Source organism: Brevundimonas sp. (assembly GCF_044336875.1).
In the GTDB taxonomy this organism is placed as follows: domain Bacteria; phylum Pseudomonadota; class Alphaproteobacteria; order Caulobacterales; family Caulobacteraceae; genus Brevundimonas.
This window is the reverse complement of record NZ_JBIIOP010000004.1, coordinates 130,411-146,090: the sequence shown is the minus strand read 5'-3', so window position 1 is coordinate 146,090 and position 15,680 is coordinate 130,411. Positions and strand designations below refer to the sequence as shown.

The following is a 15,680-nucleotide window of genomic DNA, read 5'->3' as shown; positions in this document are numbered from 1 at the left end:
GAAAGATTTATCGTGCAGGACTCTGTTTAATACGGACGCCTGGCCCAGCTTCACTTGTCTCTTCGGCATCCAGGAAGATGACGCCAGCTGACGTCAGAGCACGTCGTACGGCTTCAACGTTAGCGGCCGAGCTTCGGCCAGGACCGAGCTGGCTCTCCATGCGGACTATGGTCGGCAGCGACAGCCCAGATGCTTTCGCTAAAGCCGGCTGACTCCAACTTAGCAACGCGCGCGCCGCTCGAATTTGCGAGGATGTGAGCATCAGATGACTATTTTATAATCGTCAGAGACAACTTCATATTGACTCCGTAGACCCCCTATTAGATGATGAAATCATCATAGGTGATTAGAGGGCTTTGGTCATGGGGTCGCGTCGAAAGACGGGCGTCGAGGACGCGCGCCTGCCTGAGATTTCCAGGCGCGCGCTCATCGCAGGAACATCGGTTGCGGCGTTTGGACTGGCCAGTCCTACCGCCGCCGCCGCCTCCACTAGTCTGGCTCCCGCCGCATTGATTGCTTCCACTGAGGCGACCAGACACTGCAAGAACTGGCTGGCTATCGACGCCCAGATAGGGCGGCTCCAGAACCGCTGGGCGAAACTGGAGGGCTGGCTGATCCGGGAGCATTCTTGGTGCAATCTTAGCCCCTCCGAACAGCAAGCCTTGCCGTGGTCCAAGGAGCTTAAGGACATAGACGGCATCCTTGACACGTTGTTCGAGAGGCGTGAGCGCTTGTTGGAGGCTATTCCGGATTCCGCATCCGTGAGCTTCGAGGCGATCATCGCAAGGCTCGCTGTCCTGGAGCGTCTGATTTGGCCCGAGGACCACCCCGAAGCCCACGCCATGATTGCGAGATCGCGGCAGGATCTCATCGCGCTGTCGGCGGATACCCATCACGGCGTGTTCGGCGCGTAGACCGCAAGCGGAAGAGACCAGCCAAGCTTAGATCGGAGGACAGGCGGATGACAGCATCAAAACCTCGGCCAAGACGCCGACGTGCACGAAGCTCTGCCGATGTCCTCAAAGTCGCGATCCTGCGGCTGCCTACAAAGCTGCGCGACGTGTTCGTTCTCCATCGTTTCGGGGGGATGACCTACGACGAGATCGGATTGCATCTTGGAATACCCCCGGAAGCCGTGAAGGCGGCGTTTGCCGCCGCGATGGTGCGGCTCGCACGGGCGGTTAGGATTTCCGAGCGCGAAGAGGTGTCGGAACTCACACGACTGAAAAAGCGAGACCTAGCAGCAGGGCGATCCGCGCCGAAGCGCGGCGGGCTTTAGGCTTCGCCCTGAGCTTCCGGCTCAGCCGGTGATCTCAGCCCATGCGGGTTGTAATCCCTACCACGAAGAGCTTGGGGCCTTGCCCCTAGCGCACTTCTGAGAGCCTTCCGCCCAGCTTCACTCGCTCTGCTCGTTGCAGCCGGGTCCCCGCGAAGCCTCCCGCTCCGTTTGCTCCCCCAGTCTCGCCGACGGGCAAGGGTTCAGTAAGAACCCAAACCCCAGAGGCGGATATGAAGAAGGACTATTCAATCACAAGGACACACTGGAACGGCATCGAGATCGAAATCCGTTGGAACGCCGACTATCTGGTCTATGACGACCGAACCCATATGGCCCATCTGGAAGTGGTGAGTGTCTCACCCGAGCGGGCGCCGCTGCCGATCACCGAGACCGGTTATAGGTCGCACTTCACGCCGAAGGCGTCGATAGACGGTTACGGCAGCGCGGAAGCCTTCGTGGAGGCGTGGCTAGATCAAGCGTCGCGTTCCCTGGAATGGAAGGCCTTCCATCAGGCGAACAGGCAGTTGTCGCTGTTCTAGGCCTGTCGGGAGTTCACGCAGTTGGCACGGACGCCCGCCGTTACCATCGGCTTGGGCTGGCGAGGTTTGCGCGTCTTGGGCGCCGGAGGGCTGCGGCAGCCTTACCCTGACGCCTTATGCTGCCCAACCGCTGACATGGACAAGCGGCTCAAACCATTGGACGCCACCACCGACTCCAGCCAACTTTTGGCGTGAGCGTGAAGAATTATCTACACGAACTCTACACGGCATTTTTCAACGGAAAATTGTCCTTTTTAACAACAACCTATAGCCATCAAAGATGCTTATCTTTCTCCCACAGGGAGAGGGAAGGCGATGAAGGATAGGGCCGAGTTTGCTCGCGCTCTCCGTCAGCGCGAGACGCAAGCTGAGAAGCTTCTCTGGAAGGCGCTGCGCGGTGGCCGACTGGACGGACTGAAGTTTCGCCGCCAGCACCCTGTTGGACGCTATTTCGCCGACTTCGCCTGTGAGTCCTTGCGCCTCGTCATCGAACTGGACGGCGGGGTTCACGATCAGGACGACATCCACCTGAACGACCACATACGCCAGCAGGAAATCGAAGCCTCAGGTTGGTTTGTTCTGCGGTTTCGGAATGAGCAGGTTAGCGGCGCCTTGCCGTCGGTTCTGAATGCTATTTGCGCCCAAGTCCGAATGGCGGGCGCCCTAACCCCTCACCCTCCCACTCAACTGCGTTGAGCGGGCCCCTCCCTCTCCCTCTGGGAGAGGGGATCAAGCGGCCGGAATGGCCTTCAGGTCGGTGTCGATGGCGGCGATCTTCTCGGCGGTGATATTGCCCTGCGAGAAGGGGGCGACTTGGCGCAGGGTCATGCCCTTGAATTGGCCGTAGGCGGGGTGTTTGTCGATGCCCGGCAGATGCTTCTCAAGCACGGCCTTGGTCGCCGGATCGGCCATCAGGGCCTCGATCGAGCTTTCGATCGTGGGGTGGGCGGCGTGATGTTCGTGTTCCGGCGCGGGCGTCGGAGCGGGGGCGGGCTCGGTTGTCTGGGCCGAGGCGGCGCCGGCGAGGAGCAGGGAGGCGGTCGCGGCGGCGAACAGGGTCTTGGTCATCGGTCTCTCCATTGAGGCGAGACAAGTTGAGCGCGATTTCGCGACAAGCGAAAGACAGTCGCCGCCGCATCTAGGCGATCGAGATCGTATCCTTGTCCCTGTCCTTGTCGGGCGTGGGGCGCAGCAGCCGGCCGATGCGTTTCAGCATGTCCACCTCCACCTCGGCCTTCAGCACATAGTCCCGCGCGCCCAGTTCCAGAGCACGCTTGATATCCGCTTCGTTGCGACGGGCGCTGAGGACCATGACCCTTATATTCAGCCGAGCGTAGTCCTTCCTGATCGCGCCCAGCACGCCGAAGCCGTCGACGCCGGGAAGGCCCAGGTCCAGCACCAGGGCGGCCGGTTTGAGCAAGGGGATCTTCTGCAAGGCCTCGCTGCCGTTGTGCGCGACATGAACGTCGTAGCCCGCGGTGCCCAGCCGCATGCGCAGGACTTCGCGCACCAGACTGTCGTCCTCGGCGATCAGCACGCGTTTCCGGTCCGTCCACGTCTTCATCGATCAGTGTCCGCACAACAGCGAGTTGCGAAATCTAGCGTCTGTGCAACGGGATGCAAGCTGAGGCGTATGCCGGTGCTTGAGGCGGCGGGCGCCTCCGGGCTATAGCCGGAACCATGACCGACACTATCGACACCGCCTCCAGCACCAAAACGATCAAGGGCCGCACCGGCGATTGGGAAATCGTCATGGGTCTGGAGATCCACGCCCAGGTGGCGTCGAAGGCCAAGCTGTTCTCCGGCGCCGCCGTCGGCTTCGGCGCGGGACCGAACGAACAGGTGTCGCTGGTCGACGCCGGTTTCCCCGGCATGCTGCCGACCCTGAACAAACATTGCGTCGAACAGGCGGTGAAGACCGGTCTGGGCCTGAACGCGCAAATCAACAAGCGCAGCCAGTTCGACCGGAAGAACTATTTCTATCCCGACTTGCCGACCGGCTATCAGATCAGCCAGCTCTATTATCCGATCGTCGGCGAGGGCGTGGTCGAGGTGGAGGCCGAAGACGGCAGCTTCTTCAACGTCGGCATCGAGCGGGTGCACCTGGAACAGGACGCGGGCAAGCTGATCCACGACCTGTCGCCGACCGAATCCTACGTCGACCTGAACCGGGCCGGCACGGCGCTGATGGAGATCGTCTCGCGTCCCGACCTGCGCACGCCGGAAGAGGCGGTCGCCTACGTCAAGAAGATCCGGACCATCCTGATCTATCTGGGCACCTGCGACGGCGACATGGAGAAGGGCAATCTGCGCGCCGACGTGAATGTCTCGGTCTGCCGGGCCGGTAACTACGAGAAGTTCAAGGCCAGCGGGGACTTCAGCTTCCTGGGCACGCGTTGCGAGATCAAGAACGTCAACAGCTTCCGCTTCATCTCCCAGGCGATCCAGTACGAGGCGCGTCGTCAGATCGAGATCCTTGAGGACGGCGGTTCGATCACCCAGGAGACGCGGCTGTTCGACCCGACCAAGGGCGAGACCCGGTCGATGCGGTCGAAGGAAGAGGCGCAGGACTACCGCTACTTCCCCGATCCCGACCTGCTGCCTCTGGATCTGGAAGAGGCCTGGATCGCCGAGATCAAGGCGTCGCTGCCGGAACTGCCGGACGACAAGCGCAAGCGGCTGATGGCCGACTACGGCCTGTCGCAATACGACGCCATCGTGCTGATCTCGGAACAGGCCAAGGCCGATTATTTCGAGGCCGCCGCCAAGGGCCGGGACGCCAAGCTGGTGTCCAACTGGGTCACTAACGAGGTCTCGGCGCGTCTGGCGGCCGACAGCAAGGACTTCAGCGAGAACCCGCTGCCGGCGGCCCATGTGGCCCAACTGGTCGAGCTGATCGAGAACGGCACCATCTCGTCCAAGATCGCCAAGGAAGTCTTCGATCACGTGTGGAACGGCGAGGGCTCGCCGGCCGAAGTGGTCGAGAAGCACGGCCTGAAACAGGTGACCGACACCGGCGCCATCGAGAAGGCCGTCGACGAGATCATCGCCGCCAACCCGGACAAGGCCGCGGCGGTGGCCGAGAAGCCCCAGGCCATCGGCTGGTTCGTCGGTCAGGTCATGAAGGCCACCGGCGGCAAGGCCAATCCGGCGGCGGTCAATGACATCCTGAAGGCCAAGCTGGGTCTTTGATGCTTGGGGGCTGCGGCCCCCAAACCCCCGGCCGGTCGCTAACGCTCGCGACGCGGTCGCTCGCTGCTTGAGCGACACGCTTCAATAAATGAAGGCCCCGGAGAGTGTTCTCCGGGGCCTTCATGGTCTTGGCTACCAGCGCCAGGCGTCGCGGATGACGTCGATGATGTAGCCGTCGTAGTCGTCGATCAGATAGATGGTGTTGTCGACCATCACCCAGCGGGTTCCGGCGGGCGGATAGCCCAGGCCGTAGGTGCGCCAGTCGTCCAGCCGGTAACGCCAGAAGGTGTCCGGCAGATAGTCGCCGACCGACCAGTAGCGGCCCCAGTAGGAGCTGGGGACGCTGTAGTAGCCCCAGCCCGGCGCGAAATAGAAGCCGGTGCGGACGCCTGTATAGCCCCGGAAACGACGGTCGTTGCGCCACCAGTCGGAGCTGTGGTTGCGATAGAAGTCGCGTCGCCACTGGTCGCTGTTGAAGCGACGACGGAAGTCGTCGTGTCGGTCGCGGTTCTGGTTCCAGCCGGAGTTGGGCCGGTTCGGCCGGTTCGAGCCGTTCCAGCCGCTGTTCGGGCGGTCGGGGCGGTTCCAGCCGTTGTTCGGCCGGTCGGGCCTGTCCGGGCGTCCGCTGTCGGCGCCGGGACGATCCGGGCGGCCGCCGTTGGAGGGCCGATCCGGCCGGTCGGGACGGCCTTGACCGTTTTCAGGGCGGTCCGGTCTGTTCCATCCGCCGTTCGGACGATCTGGCCGTCCCCCGTTGTCGCCGGGGCGGTTTGGCCGTCCTTGGTCGGCGGGGCGATCCGAACGCGTCCAGCCGCCTTCCGGCCGGTTGGGGCGGGAGGGGCGGCTTTGGCCATTGTCGGGGCGACCGCCCGAGTTCGGCCTGTCGGAGTTCGGCCTGTCGGGGTTCGGCCGGTCGGGGCGCGACGACTGCGGCCGATCCGGGCTCTGGGGGCGAACTGGACGGATAGGCTGTTCGTCACGGCGCGTGCCTTCGGGGCGCGAGATCTGGGGACGTTGCGGACGCTCGCCGCGGTCGCGGTTGGGGCGTTCCTGGCGCGGTTCCGCCTGGTCCTGAGCCAGGGCCTGAATCGGGACGGCGAGGGGGCCGGCCACGGCGGCGATGGCGGTAAAGGCCATCAGGAGGCGTTTCATGGTCTTTCTGTTCCTGCACGCCGGTTTTCCGGCGGCTTGGGATGATGATCGCGCCGTGTCGATGAACCCTGGCTGAACAGGGTTTCGTATCGAAACCCTTCAGGAGAAAGCCCCGCCGGCGGACCGGCGGGGCCTTCAAAAACGGCGATGGCGGCCCTCAATAGACGTTGGACAGGACGCTGGCGATCAGGCCGGTGGCGACGGCGATCATCAGGATGTCGCTGCCGGCGTGGACGTAACGATAGCCGCGCGGGGCCTCGCGCAGGCCGTAGAAATACGGGTCGCGGACATAGTAGCTGCGGTATTGCGACGGCAGATAGCCTCCGGTCCGCCAGCGATAGCCATAGTAGCGCGGCTCGACCCGGTAGTATCCGTAGCTGGGCGCATACCAGTAGCCCGAGCGCGGGCCGTTGTAGCCTCGGAAATCCGAGCGGCCGCGCCACCAGTCGCGGTTGTTGCGATCCCAGCGGTCGTTGCGGAAATCGCGGCGGTCGTCCCGACGTTCGTCGCGGAAGTCACGGCGGTCGTCGCGCCGGTCGCGGCGATAGTCCTGGCGATTGTCGTAGCGGCCGTTGCGCCAGTCGCGACGGTCGTCCCGACGTTCGTCGCGGAAGTCGCGGCGATCATCGCGTCGGTCCTGACGATATTCGCGACGGTCGCGGCTCTGGGCCTCGGCCAGCATCGGAACGGCCGTGGTGGTCAGGGCGAGGGCGACGACGGCGGCCTTGGTGAGGCGGTTCATCTTCATGCTCCATTCTGGGCCGGCGACGGAAAGGACGACCTGGCCCGTTAATGACGTTGAAGGTCGGGCCGTGCGCCTGAACGCCTCCTGAACGGCCGTGTCAGGATTGAAGCCCGTCGACGGCGTCGAGGCTCGTCAGGCATGAACAAGAGATTTCCGAGAGATTTCAGAGATCTGAATCATCTTCGGAGTATTCATTTCTGCTTTACTAAAAAGTCCTGGCCCAGTTTTCGCCGTTAACTTTAACTTCAAACCGGCGGTATTTGATGCGGTTTCAGAGGCGGGCCCAGAAGGGCGCCCGTTCAGGAGATACGGTGATGAAGGCGCAAGAAATCGCGCAAGACCTGCAGGCCAACTCGGAAACCGAGGGCCTGCCCCTGCCGACGGTCGACATGACCGGCGACGACCTGTTCAAGCTGGGCATGATGTATTCGGCCGGCTCGGGCGGCTGCCCGATGGACCGGGTCTCGGCCCATATGATCTTCAATCTGGCCGCCATGAAGGGCTCGATCGAAGCGCGCGTCTATCGTCGCGAGATGAGCCAGGAGATGGAGCGGGAAGAGATCGCCGAGGCCCAGAAGGCCGCGCGCCAATATATCGACATGGGCGTGGTTCGTCTGGCGGCCTAAGCCGCCTTCAACCACCATTTAGAACTGTGCGTAGCCGTTGCCGTTCGACCCATTGATCGAATAGCTGAAGCCGATGGGCATGGCGGCGCGCACTTGAGTGAAGAAGGCGGCCAGTTCGCCCAGGGTCGTGCGCGGCACGTAGAGGATGTCGCCCCGACGCAGGGCCACGACCTCGCCGCGACGCGGACGCAGATCGACCACACGCAACATGCGCGATCCGCCGGGCCCGCGCCGGATCAGCGCCACGCGATCCGGCTTGCCGGACGGCAGGAAGCCGCCGGCCTGGACCACGGCCTGATAGGCGTCCAGATCGCCGGTCATCTCGATCACGCCGGGGGTGCGGACCTCGCCGTCGACCCAGACGCGGATCGGGCCGGCCTGGCGCAGGGTCACCTCGACGACCGGCCGGATCAGCTGGGTCGAATAGGCTGCGGCGACCGCGCCCTGCAATTCTGAAATACTGCGATCCGCCGCCATGACCTGGCCGACCAGCGGCAGGGCGATGCGGCCGTCCGGCCCGACCTTAAGGGTCCGGGTCAGTTCCGCGGCCGTGGGCGTCGCCACCTCGATCTCGTCGCCGGGGTAGAGAAGATATTCCGGCTCCTCATCGCTCCAGTCGGCGAAGGGGATGTCCGGGAAGTCGCCGCGACCGGCGCGCTCGACGCGACGGTCCGTCTCGCCGGAGCGCGATACGCCGACGCCGCCGCAGGCGGACAGCGCCGCAGCGACCGATCCGAGGGCCAGCAGGAACAGTCGGCGATCTGGCGTCATGAATCGGTCTGGTCCGACGGAAAAGGGCGTTGACGCGCAACCTCGACCCTTATGGGTAACTATGGGTTAACGCCGGTGGGCGAAGGGTGGATTCGAACAAGTGTTTCAGGATTCGGCTCGCCAATGCGCTCGACGGCATACGTCACGACCCGACCGCGCTACGGTGTGCTGGACGTCGTCGGACTGCTGTTCCGCGAGCTGCTGCTGATGGTGGTCATCTTTCTGGTGATCTTCGTCCTGGGCGCGGCTGCCGCCTTCACCATGAAGAAGAACTACACAGCCCAGGGTGCGGTCTTCGCCGGGGTGGGCCAGGAATATGTCTATCAGCCGCGCGTCGGCACCGCCGAACGGGGCCAGGCGCCCCAAGGCGACGAGGTCGCCAACTCCGAAGCCGCCATTCTCAGCTCGGGGCAGGTCCGCCAGCGGGTGGTGGAGGCTCTGGGGCCGGCCGCCATCCTGGGCAAGGCGCCGACCGGATCCAAGGAGAGGGCCGAGGCGGCGGCGCGCAAACTGATCGGCGGCAGCCTGGGCGTGGCGACGGCGCCGGGCAGCGCAGTGATCCGCCTCAGCTACGAGGCCGACGATCCCGAGCGGGCGGCGCGTATCCTCAACACGGTGATCGAACAGTATCTGGCCTATCGCCGCGAGGTCTTTCAGGACAAGACCCCGGCCATTGCGACCCAGCGTCTGGCTTTCGAGGACGACCTCGATCAGGCGGATCAGGCCTACGAGCAGTTCCTGACGACCAACGACATCGGCGACTTCGCCGCCGCCAAGGCGACGCTGGCGGCCACCTATCAGACCGTCTTCACCGACCGGATGTCGACGCAGAGCCAGTTGAACCAGACCAGCCAGAGGCTGAATACTCTCGTGGCGCAGCAGGCGGGAACGCCGGCGGAAGTGGCCCTGCAGCAGGATCTGAACATCTCGGCCCAGGACCAGGTGCTGCAGCTGCGCACCGAGCGCGAGCAACTGCTGTCGCGCTATCAGGCCGACGCCCAGCCGGTGAAGGATATCGAGGCGCGGATCGGCCAGCTGCAGGCCTATGTCTCGACCGGGACGGCGGTAGGCCCCAAGGAGGTTCGCACCGGGCCGAACCCCGTCTGGACCGAGTTGGAGACGACCCGGATCAACACCCGCGCCGACCGTGATTCCCTGGCCGCGCGGCTGGCGGCGCTGGATCGCCAGCTGTCGGACATCCGGTCGCGCCAGGCACGGCTGACGGCGCTGGAGTCCGAGAACGCGACCCTGGCCGGCAATCGCGAGGTTCTGACCGCCAATATCCGCGAGTTCCAGCAGCGCGAGAGCCAGAGCCGGGCCGATAACGCTCTGGTCGCCGCCGGCGCCGACAACGTCACCGTCATCGAACGGGCCCAGCCGCCCTCGACCGGCAAAAGCCTGAAGGCGCCGGCCCTGGCCGCCGTCTTCCTGTTCGCCGCCTTTACGGCCCTGTGCATTGGCCTGCTGCGCATCTTCACGCGCCGCGGCTTCTCGACCCCGGCCTCGGTCGGGCGGACGCTGGACATGCCGGTCCTGGCCGTGGCCCCGGCGAAGGCGCACTAGGCCCGTGGCCGTGATAGGCTGCCTGCCTGTGGAGCGCGCATAGCGATTCGATGGTCGATCTGACATCCGAAATGGCCGGCCTGTGGGCGGCGCTGGGACCGGCGCCGGCCCACCGCGCCCGCGTGATCCAGTTCGCCTCGGCCGCGACGGGCGAGGGCGTCTCGACCGTGGCGCGCGAGTTCTCGCGTCTGGCCGCCGTACGCGCCCGCAAGCCCGTCTGGCTTGTCGACGGCGACCTGGCGCAGCAGGGCCAACTGGAAGCCATCGCCGCCGAACCCGATCGCTTTGGCCAGTTGGGCAAGCCGGCTCAGGCCTCGCCCGACGGGTCCAGCTTCTTCGTCGTCACCCCCGCGCCGACCGGTACGGACGGCAAGCCCGTGCCGTCGGCGCGCCTGCTGACGGCCAGGGCCTGCCTGGGCGGTCGGCTGTGGACGACACGGTTTCACATGGAGGCCTTGCGATCCGGCCACCGGGTCGAGGCCATAGGCGATCCCCGCTACTGGGACGCCCTGCGACCCCACGCCGACACCATCGTCATCGACAGCCCCGCCGCCGACCGCAACGACATGGCCATCATCCTGGCGCCCTTCGTCGACATGACGGTTCTGGTGGTCGCCGCCGGCAGCACGGCCGCCAATGAGCCGGTCATTTTGCGGGACGAGATCGAGGCCGTGGGCGGCCGGATCGCCGGGGTGGTGATGAACCGCTCGACCTACAAGCCGCCGAAATTCCTGGGGCGGCTGGCGGGCTAGTCTATTCGGCGCAGCATGGCCGCACCATAGAGTTTCGGTTCGAACCCCCTGGTCCACAACAGTTTGCCGAGGCCGCGAGCCATGCGGTCGAGTGTCTCGGCGCGCGAGGGGCGACCCAGGAGAGACAAGACCAGGGACGCCAGGCCCCAGACCCCCGCCTGTGCGGCCCCGATCATCATCCAGCGGGCGACGCCGAGCCAGTCGCGGCGGTCGGCGGCGATCTGGCTGGGGCTCTGGCCATAGGCGAAGGCGCGCAGCAGGGCATAGTTCAGGGTGGCGCGGTCGGGAGGCGCGAACTCGTCCACCCAGGCGTCGGCGGCCCAGCCGAACCGGCCGCCGCGCTTCTGCAGAGCGGTGAACAGCCGATCGTCCTCGCCGCCGGTCTCGTTCATGGCCGTGTCGAACGGAGCGTCGCCGGGCAGGGCCGTGGCGCGGACCATCAGGCTGTTGCCGCAGCCGTGGATGTCGCCGGTCAGGCCGGTCTCGGCCGGGCCGTCGCGACCGAAAAACCGTTCCAGATAGGCGGTGGTCCAGCCTGTGCCGTCGGGCACCCGCCCGCGAATGGGGCCGAACAGGACATCGGCGCCGGTCGCGGCCTGAGCTCTGAGTAAGGCGGCGAGCCAAACGGGAGAAGCGGCCTCGTCGTCGTCGAGGAAGGCGATCAAGGGGGCGTCCGTGGCGGCCAGGCCGATGTTGCGGGCGGTGGCGACGCCGGGAACGGGGGCGTGGGCGTAGGTCAGGGGAACGGGCGCCTCGGCCCGCAGGCGCTCGACCAGGGCGGCTGCTGAACCTTGGGGATCGTTGTCGGCGATGACGACGGCGGCGATCCGGTCCAGCGATCCGGTCTGGACGAAGACCGAGCGCAGGGCGCGCTCCAGCATCTCGGGGCGACGCAGGGTCGGGATGATGACGGCGACGTCTCTCATGGGCTCAGACCGCATCCGCATAGACGGCCGCGCGATACATGCGCAGAGCGAAGGCGCGGACCTTGGTCGGAAGGGCGGGCGACAGGGCCGCCCGCCGCATCAGGCGGCGCGCCAGCGGCAGGGCGGGCAGGCGTTTCAGGGCTCTCGCAGCCTTGTAGCTGGGATAGGTCTGGACGATCTGGGGATGAAGGGCGACCACCCGGGCGAAATTGACGGCGCCCTGGTCGAACTTGCGCGCCAGGTCCGCCACAGTGTCCAGTCCCATGTGGGTGGCGGGATTGTCGATGTGGACGACGTCGAATCGACGCGAGACCCGCATGGCCCATTCCACGTCCTCCCAGCCCCAGCCGGTGAAGCCAGGGTCGAAGGATTCGACCGCGAAGACATCGCGCCGGACCAGCAGGTTGGAGGTGTAGACGTATTTCTCGGGTGTTTTCGCGCGCTCGGACGCCGGAACGCACTCGCTGGCTCCGGACAGGGCGCGGTGGACGGCGAACCGCGCGTCGGTCGGGGCCTGGTCCAATGAAAACCCCCCGAAGGCGACCGCAGGGTCATCGCGTGCGATCAGCGCGATCCAGGTCTGGAGAAAGGTCGCGGCGTCCGGCTTCATGTCGCTGTCGAGGAACAGCCAGGTTCCGGCGCGGGCGGCGGTGGTCAGGCGGTTGCGACCCCGGGCGCGGCCCTCGTTGGCCGGCAGGCTGATGAGCCGGGCCGGCAGGGTCAGGGCGTCGAGCGTCGTTTTCAGTCGGGCGGTCAAGGCGGCATCGCCGGTGCCGTCGTCCAGAAGGACCAATTCGACCCGTCCCGCCAAGGCCGCGGCCTCCGTGTCCAGCCGGCGCAGCAGGGCCTCGGGGTCGTCGCGAAGGAAGGGCATGAGGACGGACAGGGCCGGCTGAGCCTGGGGCCAGCCTGGGTTGTCGTGGATGTCGGCGCGAGAGGCGGAACTCATGCCGGGGCGCTCCGTCGGGCCTGGATCAGGCGATTCAGCACGTCACGGACCCCGGCGGCGTTCAGCGTCAGGGCCAGGGCCGCATAGACGGCGCCGCCGACGCCAGCGTCCATAATCAGTTCCAGCAACCCGCCCAGCGGGGGGAGGCGCCAGACCACCAGCGCCATGCCGGCCGAGGCGACGCCGCAGCGGATCAGGGCCTCCCATGGAATGGGCAGGGCGATGGCGCGGCGGCTGATCAACAGACAGGCCGCCAGGCCGATGGCGAAGCTGACGGCGGTGGCGACGGCGGCGCCGGTCACGCCCATCCGGGGGATCAGCACCAGATTCAGGCCGATGTTGCTGACGGCGGGAATGGCCATGGTCACCAGCAGCAGGCCGGTCTTCTTGCCCAGGGTGAAGCCGAAGCCGAAATAATAGGCGATCAGACCGGACATGAAGGCCGAGGCGGCGATCCAGGGCGTGACCAGGGCGGCGGCGGTGCGCAGGTCCGGGCCGATCATCAGCTCGGCCAGGGGGCGGGCCACCAGCGACAGGCCGACGGCGGCGGGCAGGCCGATCAGGATCAGGGTCGACCCCTGTTCCAGGGCGGTGTGGCGCAGGGCCTCGCGCCCGCCGCGCTCCAGCGCCATGACCATGGCCGGCGCCCCGGCCGCACCCAGCCAGATGAACATCACGTCCAGGGTGCGGTTCGCCAGGCTGTAGCTGGCGTGATAGGCGCCGACCGCCGCCGCATCCATGAAGGCCGCCAGCAAAAAGCGATCCGTCGAGGCCAGGACCAGGGCCAATGTCAGCGACGCGGCGATCGGATAGCCGTAGGCGGCGTAGGCGCGCAGCCGTTCACGATCTACGGCGCCGCCGACCGAACGGCGAAGTTCGCCGGGCAGGATGAAGGGCAGGGCGAACAGGGGGGCGATCATCAGCCCCAGCATGGGCGAGGCGGCCCCGGCGCCGGCCAGGGCGAAACCCGCTCCGACCAGGAAGCCCAGGATGGCGACGAACATGTCGACCGAGGCGGCCTTCGACACCTCGCCCGCTGCGCGGTAACGCTCCTGCGCCAGCTTGGCCAGGTTGCGGATCGGCGCCCCGGCCAGGCCGAAGCCCACCGCCAGCTTGAAGGCCGGGGTCAGGGGCAGGAGCCAGACCGCGATCGCCGCGACCGGCACGAAGACGGCGATGATGGCGAACGAGGTCCGGTACAGACTGGCGAAATGCGTCGCCAGGCCCTCGGGGGTGCGCTCGGCCGCCCAGAAGCGGGCCATCGACGCCTCCAGCCAGCTGAAGGTCGCCGTATGGGCCAGGGTGGTGACGGAAAAGGCCAGGGCGTAGTGGCCGAAATCCTCGGGGCTGAGCAGGCGGGTGAAGACGACGATGGTCAGGAACCCGACCACGCCCTGGACGATCTGGGCCGGCAGATAGCCCCAGACGCCGCGCCAGAACATGCGCTTCTCGCTCACCTGACGGCCGCCCGGTCGCCCAGCAGAACCGGGATGGTGATCAGGATGATCCACAGATCCAGCCAGAAGGACTGACGCTGGATATAGTCGACGTCCAGCTCGACCCGGCGACGCACCTCCGCCTCGGTGTCGACCGGGCCGCGCGAGCCCTTGATGGCGGCCCAGCCGGTCATGCCCGGCTTGATGCGATGACGATGGGCGTATTCGGCGACCAGAAGGGCGGATTCGGTCTCGCCCGTCTTCATGCCGATGGCGTGGGGGCGGGGGCCGACCAGGGACATCTCGCCGGTCAGGACGTTGAAGATCTGGGGCAACTCATCCAGGCTGGTGGCGCGGATGAAGCGGCCGACGCGGGTGACGCGGTCGTCATTGGCGCTGACCTGGCGGCTGGCGGTGGCGTCGGCGGCGGCGTGGCGCATCGAGCGGAATTTCCACACCACGATGGCCTCCTGATTGAAGCCGTGGCGACGCTGGCGGAAGAAGATCGGGCCGGGGCTGTCCAGACGTATGGCCAGGGCGATCGCGGCCATGATGGGCGCCGCGACAACCAGGGCCATGCCGCCGATGGCGAGATCCTGCAGCCGTTTGACGAAGGCGCGGCGATCCGCATCGGCGCCCTGTCCAATCTCGGCCAGAGGCGCGCTGGCGAGACGGGTCAGAACGGCGTCGCGGCCGGTCTCTGAATCGACCAGGACGGTCAGGGGATTGGGCAGGGTCTCCAGCTTGCGGGTCAGGTCGCGCACACGCGGACCGCCCTCGGCGTCGATGGCCAGGACGATCCGGTCGATATAGGGCGCCATCTTGTGGGTCAGAAGCGCGTCGGCGCCGCCCAGCACCGGCACGCCGCCCAGGCTGTCGGGCGACCGGGCCAGGCGGTCGTCGAAGACGCCCAGGATGTTCAGGTCGCGCCGTTCCAGCGCGCGTTCGATCAGGGCCTCGGCGTTCCGGGTCGCACCGACGATGACGATATTGGGCGACAGGGCGCCCTGTCTGCGCCAGCGCGCCACCAGCATCAGCCACAGGGCGTGCAGGCCGGTCAGGGTCGCGGTGGCGGCGACGCCCCAGGGCACGACGGGACCCAGGCCCTTGCGGCCCAGCGCAAGACCGACGAGCAGAGCCGCGCCGATCGCCAGCACGCCTGCGCCAAGGATGCAGGCAATGTGGATCAGGGGCGCGAGGTCCCGGCCGAACCTGTAGAGGCCCAGACCGCGCAGCAGGGCCAGGATCGCCACTGCGCCGGTCGCCAGAGGAAGGATCGCGCCCAGGGTCAGGCTGTTCAGGTCGGCGGCGTCGAGCAGCCAAAGCGCCGTCACGGCCAGACCGGCGACAGCAAGGACATCCGCGGCGCGGAAATAATGGGCGGCCAGACGGACGCTGGACCGCTGACGAGCGTTCAACCAGACTTCCGGGCGGAACGGCCCCCGTTCCGCCTTTTGTGCAGCGCGATCTTTCGGCGTCGCCAGGGGCGGCGCGGCGAGGGGAGGGGCGCAGTCGGGCATGGGGATCCGTAGGTTCCGAACGACCCCGACTGTGCACGACCGGCCTCTATGTCGCGTTAACAACAGGGGTTTCGTTCGAACCGGATTGCACGAGGCGGCGACCTCCGCTATCGAGCCCTTCGCTGGAGACGTGGCCGAGTGGCTGAAGGCAACGGTTTGCTAAATCGTCGTACCCTGTAAGGGGTACCGAGGGTTCGAATCCCTCCGTCTCCGCCATTTTCCTAAAAGTG

The 15,680-nt window shown here is 66.5% G+C and carries 17 protein-coding genes and 1 tRNA gene; 9 read left to right on the top strand and 9 right to left on the bottom strand.

The window, feature by feature from the left end; translation table 11 throughout:
- Positions 1–362: 362 nt before the first annotated feature.
- The 4 genes from ACIQ1T_RS07620 to ACIQ1T_RS07605 all read left to right on the top strand — a co-directional run bounded on the left by ACIQ1T_RS07620 (position 363) and on the right by ACIQ1T_RS07605 (position 2,514).
- Positions 363–914: a helicase gene (locus tag ACIQ1T_RS07620; protein ID WP_395943933.1), complete on the top strand. Its 552-nt coding sequence runs from the start codon at positions 363–365 to the stop codon at positions 912–914.
- A 47-nt stretch (positions 915–961) separates the two neighbouring features.
- Complete coding sequence (locus tag ACIQ1T_RS07615; RefSeq protein WP_395943932.1) at positions 962–1,279, top strand: RNA polymerase sigma factor; 318 nt, start codon at positions 962–964, stop codon at positions 1,277–1,279.
- Between the two features lie 230 nt (positions 1,280–1,509).
- On the top strand, positions 1,510–1,818 hold the full coding sequence (locus ACIQ1T_RS07610) for a hypothetical protein (protein WP_395943931.1): 309 nt from the start codon (positions 1,510–1,512) through the stop codon (positions 1,816–1,818).
- Positions 1,819–2,133: 315 nt separating this feature from the next.
- Positions 2,134–2,514, top strand: a complete 381-nt coding sequence (locus ACIQ1T_RS07605) for an endonuclease domain-containing protein (protein WP_395943930.1) — start codon at positions 2,134–2,136, stop codon at positions 2,512–2,514.
- Positions 2,515–2,547: 33 nt separating this feature from the next.
- Here the strand turns inward: ACIQ1T_RS07605 and ACIQ1T_RS07600 are convergent, their stop codons facing one another.
- Positions 2,548–2,886 (bottom strand): hypothetical protein, encoded by a 339-nt coding sequence (locus ACIQ1T_RS07600; protein ID WP_395943929.1) that lies wholly within the window; start codon positions 2,884–2,886, stop codon positions 2,548–2,550.
- Between the two features lie 70 nt (positions 2,887–2,956).
- Positions 2,957–3,382: a response regulator transcription factor gene (locus ACIQ1T_RS07595; RefSeq protein ID WP_395943928.1), complete on the bottom strand. Its 426-nt coding sequence runs from the start codon at positions 3,380–3,382 to the stop codon at positions 2,957–2,959.
- A gap of 116 nt (positions 3,383–3,498) precedes the next feature.
- On the opposite strand from ACIQ1T_RS07595, the gene gatB reads away from it, so the two are divergent.
- Entirely contained in the window at positions 3,499–5,010 is a 1,512-nt protein-coding gene (gene gatB, locus ACIQ1T_RS07590) for an Asp-tRNA(Asn)/Glu-tRNA(Gln) amidotransferase subunit GatB (protein WP_395943927.1), read from the top strand.
- Between the two features lie 132 nt (positions 5,011–5,142).
- Here gatB and ACIQ1T_RS07585 read toward each other — a convergent pair whose 3' ends face one another.
- Together ACIQ1T_RS07585 and ACIQ1T_RS07580 are read right to left on the bottom strand one after the other, a co-directional pair.
- The gene (locus tag ACIQ1T_RS07585; protein ID WP_395943926.1) at positions 5,143–6,162 is read right to left on the bottom strand and encodes an RcnB family protein; all 1,020 of its coding nucleotides are present in this window, start codon (positions 6,160–6,162) and stop codon (positions 5,143–5,145) included.
- A gap of 157 nt (positions 6,163–6,319) precedes the next feature.
- The gene (locus ACIQ1T_RS07580) at positions 6,320–6,904 is read right to left on the bottom strand and encodes an RcnB family protein (protein WP_395943925.1); all 585 of its coding nucleotides are present in this window, start codon (positions 6,902–6,904) and stop codon (positions 6,320–6,322) included.
- Positions 6,905–7,221: 317 nt separating this feature from the next.
- Between ACIQ1T_RS07580 and ACIQ1T_RS07575 the strand changes: the two genes are divergently transcribed.
- Complete coding sequence (locus ACIQ1T_RS07575; protein WP_395943924.1) at positions 7,222–7,533, top strand: sel1 repeat family protein; 312 nt, start codon at positions 7,222–7,224, stop codon at positions 7,531–7,533.
- Between the two features lie 18 nt (positions 7,534–7,551).
- On the opposite strand, the gene ACIQ1T_RS07570 is transcribed toward ACIQ1T_RS07575, so the two are convergent.
- Positions 7,552–8,304, bottom strand: a complete 753-nt coding sequence (locus tag ACIQ1T_RS07570; RefSeq protein WP_395943923.1) for a polysaccharide biosynthesis/export family protein — start codon at positions 8,302–8,304, stop codon at positions 7,552–7,554.
- 123 nt (positions 8,305–8,427) lie between these two features.
- On the opposite strand from ACIQ1T_RS07570, the gene ACIQ1T_RS07565 reads away from it, so the two are divergent.
- Positions 8,428–9,867, top strand: coding sequence for a GumC family protein (locus ACIQ1T_RS07565; protein ID WP_395943922.1), 1,440 nt, complete (start codon positions 8,428–8,430; stop codon positions 9,865–9,867).
- 50 nt (positions 9,868–9,917) lie between these two features.
- Positions 9,918–10,619 (top strand): hfsB, encoded by a 702-nt coding sequence (locus ACIQ1T_RS07560; RefSeq protein ID WP_395943921.1) that lies wholly within the window; start codon positions 9,918–9,920, stop codon positions 10,617–10,619.
- Here ACIQ1T_RS07560 and ACIQ1T_RS07555 read toward each other — a convergent pair.
- Genes ACIQ1T_RS07555 through ACIQ1T_RS07540 form a run of 4 tightly spaced genes read right to left on the bottom strand, consistent with a single transcriptional unit; the run spans position 10,616 to position 15,450 of the window.
- A complete protein-coding gene (locus ACIQ1T_RS07555; protein ID WP_395943920.1) occupies positions 10,616–11,545 on the bottom strand; it encodes a glycosyltransferase family 2 protein in 930 nt (309 codons plus the stop codon). The two genes, ACIQ1T_RS07560 and ACIQ1T_RS07555, sit on opposite strands and share 4 nt — an antisense overlap.
- Before the next feature lie 4 nt (positions 11,546–11,549).
- Positions 11,550–12,494 carry a glycosyltransferase family 2 protein gene (locus ACIQ1T_RS07550; RefSeq protein ID WP_395943919.1) on the bottom strand — a complete coding sequence of 315 codons (945 nt, stop codon included), beginning with the start codon at positions 12,492–12,494 and terminating at the stop codon, positions 11,550–11,552.
- Complete coding sequence (locus ACIQ1T_RS07545) at positions 12,491–13,951, bottom strand: lipopolysaccharide biosynthesis protein (protein WP_395943918.1); 1,461 nt, start codon at positions 13,949–13,951, stop codon at positions 12,491–12,493. Before ACIQ1T_RS07545 ends, ACIQ1T_RS07550 begins: the two co-directional genes overlap by 4 nt.
- Positions 13,948–15,450, bottom strand: coding sequence for an exopolysaccharide biosynthesis polyprenyl glycosylphosphotransferase (locus ACIQ1T_RS07540; protein ID WP_395943917.1), 1,503 nt, complete (start codon positions 15,448–15,450; stop codon positions 13,948–13,950). Before ACIQ1T_RS07540 ends, ACIQ1T_RS07545 begins: the two co-directional genes overlap by 4 nt.
- 124 nt (positions 15,451–15,574) lie before the next feature.
- Here ACIQ1T_RS07540 and ACIQ1T_RS07535 point away from each other — a divergent pair.
- Positions 15,575–15,666 (top strand) — tRNA-Ser (locus tag ACIQ1T_RS07535).
- Positions 15,667–15,680: the final 14 nt, after the last annotated feature.

Bases quoted from the DNA above. Each gene is read 5' to 3' on its own strand.
- ACIQ1T_RS07595 (WP_395943928.1), bottom strand. From the start codon at position 3,382: ATGAAGACGTGGACGGACCGGAAACGCGTGCTGATCGCCGAGGACGAC.
- ACIQ1T_RS07570 (WP_395943923.1), bottom strand. From the start codon at position 8,304: ATGACGCCAGATCGCCGACTGTTCCTGCTGGCCCTCGGATCGGTCGCT.
- ACIQ1T_RS07600 (WP_395943929.1), bottom strand. From the start codon at position 2,886: ATGACCAAGACCCTGTTCGCCGCCGCGACCGCCTCCCTGCTCCTCGCC.
- ACIQ1T_RS07540 (WP_395943917.1), bottom strand. From the start codon at position 15,450: ATGCCCGACTGCGCCCCTCCCCTCGCCGCGCCGCCCCTGGCGACGCCG.
- ACIQ1T_RS07565 (WP_395943922.1), top strand. From the start codon at position 8,428: ATGCGCTCGACGGCATACGTCACGACCCGACCGCGCTACGGTGTGCTG.
- ACIQ1T_RS07585 (WP_395943926.1), bottom strand. From the start codon at position 6,162: ATGAAACGCCTCCTGATGGCCTTTACCGCCATCGCCGCCGTGGCCGGC.
- gatB (WP_395943927.1), top strand. From the start codon at position 3,499: ATGACCGACACTATCGACACCGCCTCCAGCACCAAAACGATCAAGGGC.
- ACIQ1T_RS07620 (WP_395943933.1), top strand. From the start codon at position 363: ATGGGGTCGCGTCGAAAGACGGGCGTCGAGGACGCGCGCCTGCCTGAG.
- ACIQ1T_RS07610 (WP_395943931.1), top strand. From the start codon at position 1,510: ATGAAGAAGGACTATTCAATCACAAGGACACACTGGAACGGCATCGAG.
- ACIQ1T_RS07580 (WP_395943925.1), bottom strand. From the start codon at position 6,904: ATGAACCGCCTCACCAAGGCCGCCGTCGTCGCCCTCGCCCTGACCACC.
- ACIQ1T_RS07555 (WP_395943920.1), bottom strand. From the start codon at position 11,545: ATGAGAGACGTCGCCGTCATCATCCCGACCCTGCGTCGCCCCGAGATG.
- ACIQ1T_RS07550 (WP_395943919.1), bottom strand. From the start codon at position 12,494: ATGAGTTCCGCCTCTCGCGCCGACATCCACGACAACCCAGGCTGGCCC.
- ACIQ1T_RS07605 (WP_395943930.1), top strand. From the start codon at position 2,134: ATGAAGGATAGGGCCGAGTTTGCTCGCGCTCTCCGTCAGCGCGAGACG.
- ACIQ1T_RS07575 (WP_395943924.1), top strand. From the start codon at position 7,222: ATGAAGGCGCAAGAAATCGCGCAAGACCTGCAGGCCAACTCGGAAACC.
- ACIQ1T_RS07615 (WP_395943932.1), top strand. From the start codon at position 962: ATGACAGCATCAAAACCTCGGCCAAGACGCCGACGTGCACGAAGCTCT.
- ACIQ1T_RS07560 (WP_395943921.1), top strand. From the start codon at position 9,918: ATGGTCGATCTGACATCCGAAATGGCCGGCCTGTGGGCGGCGCTGGGA.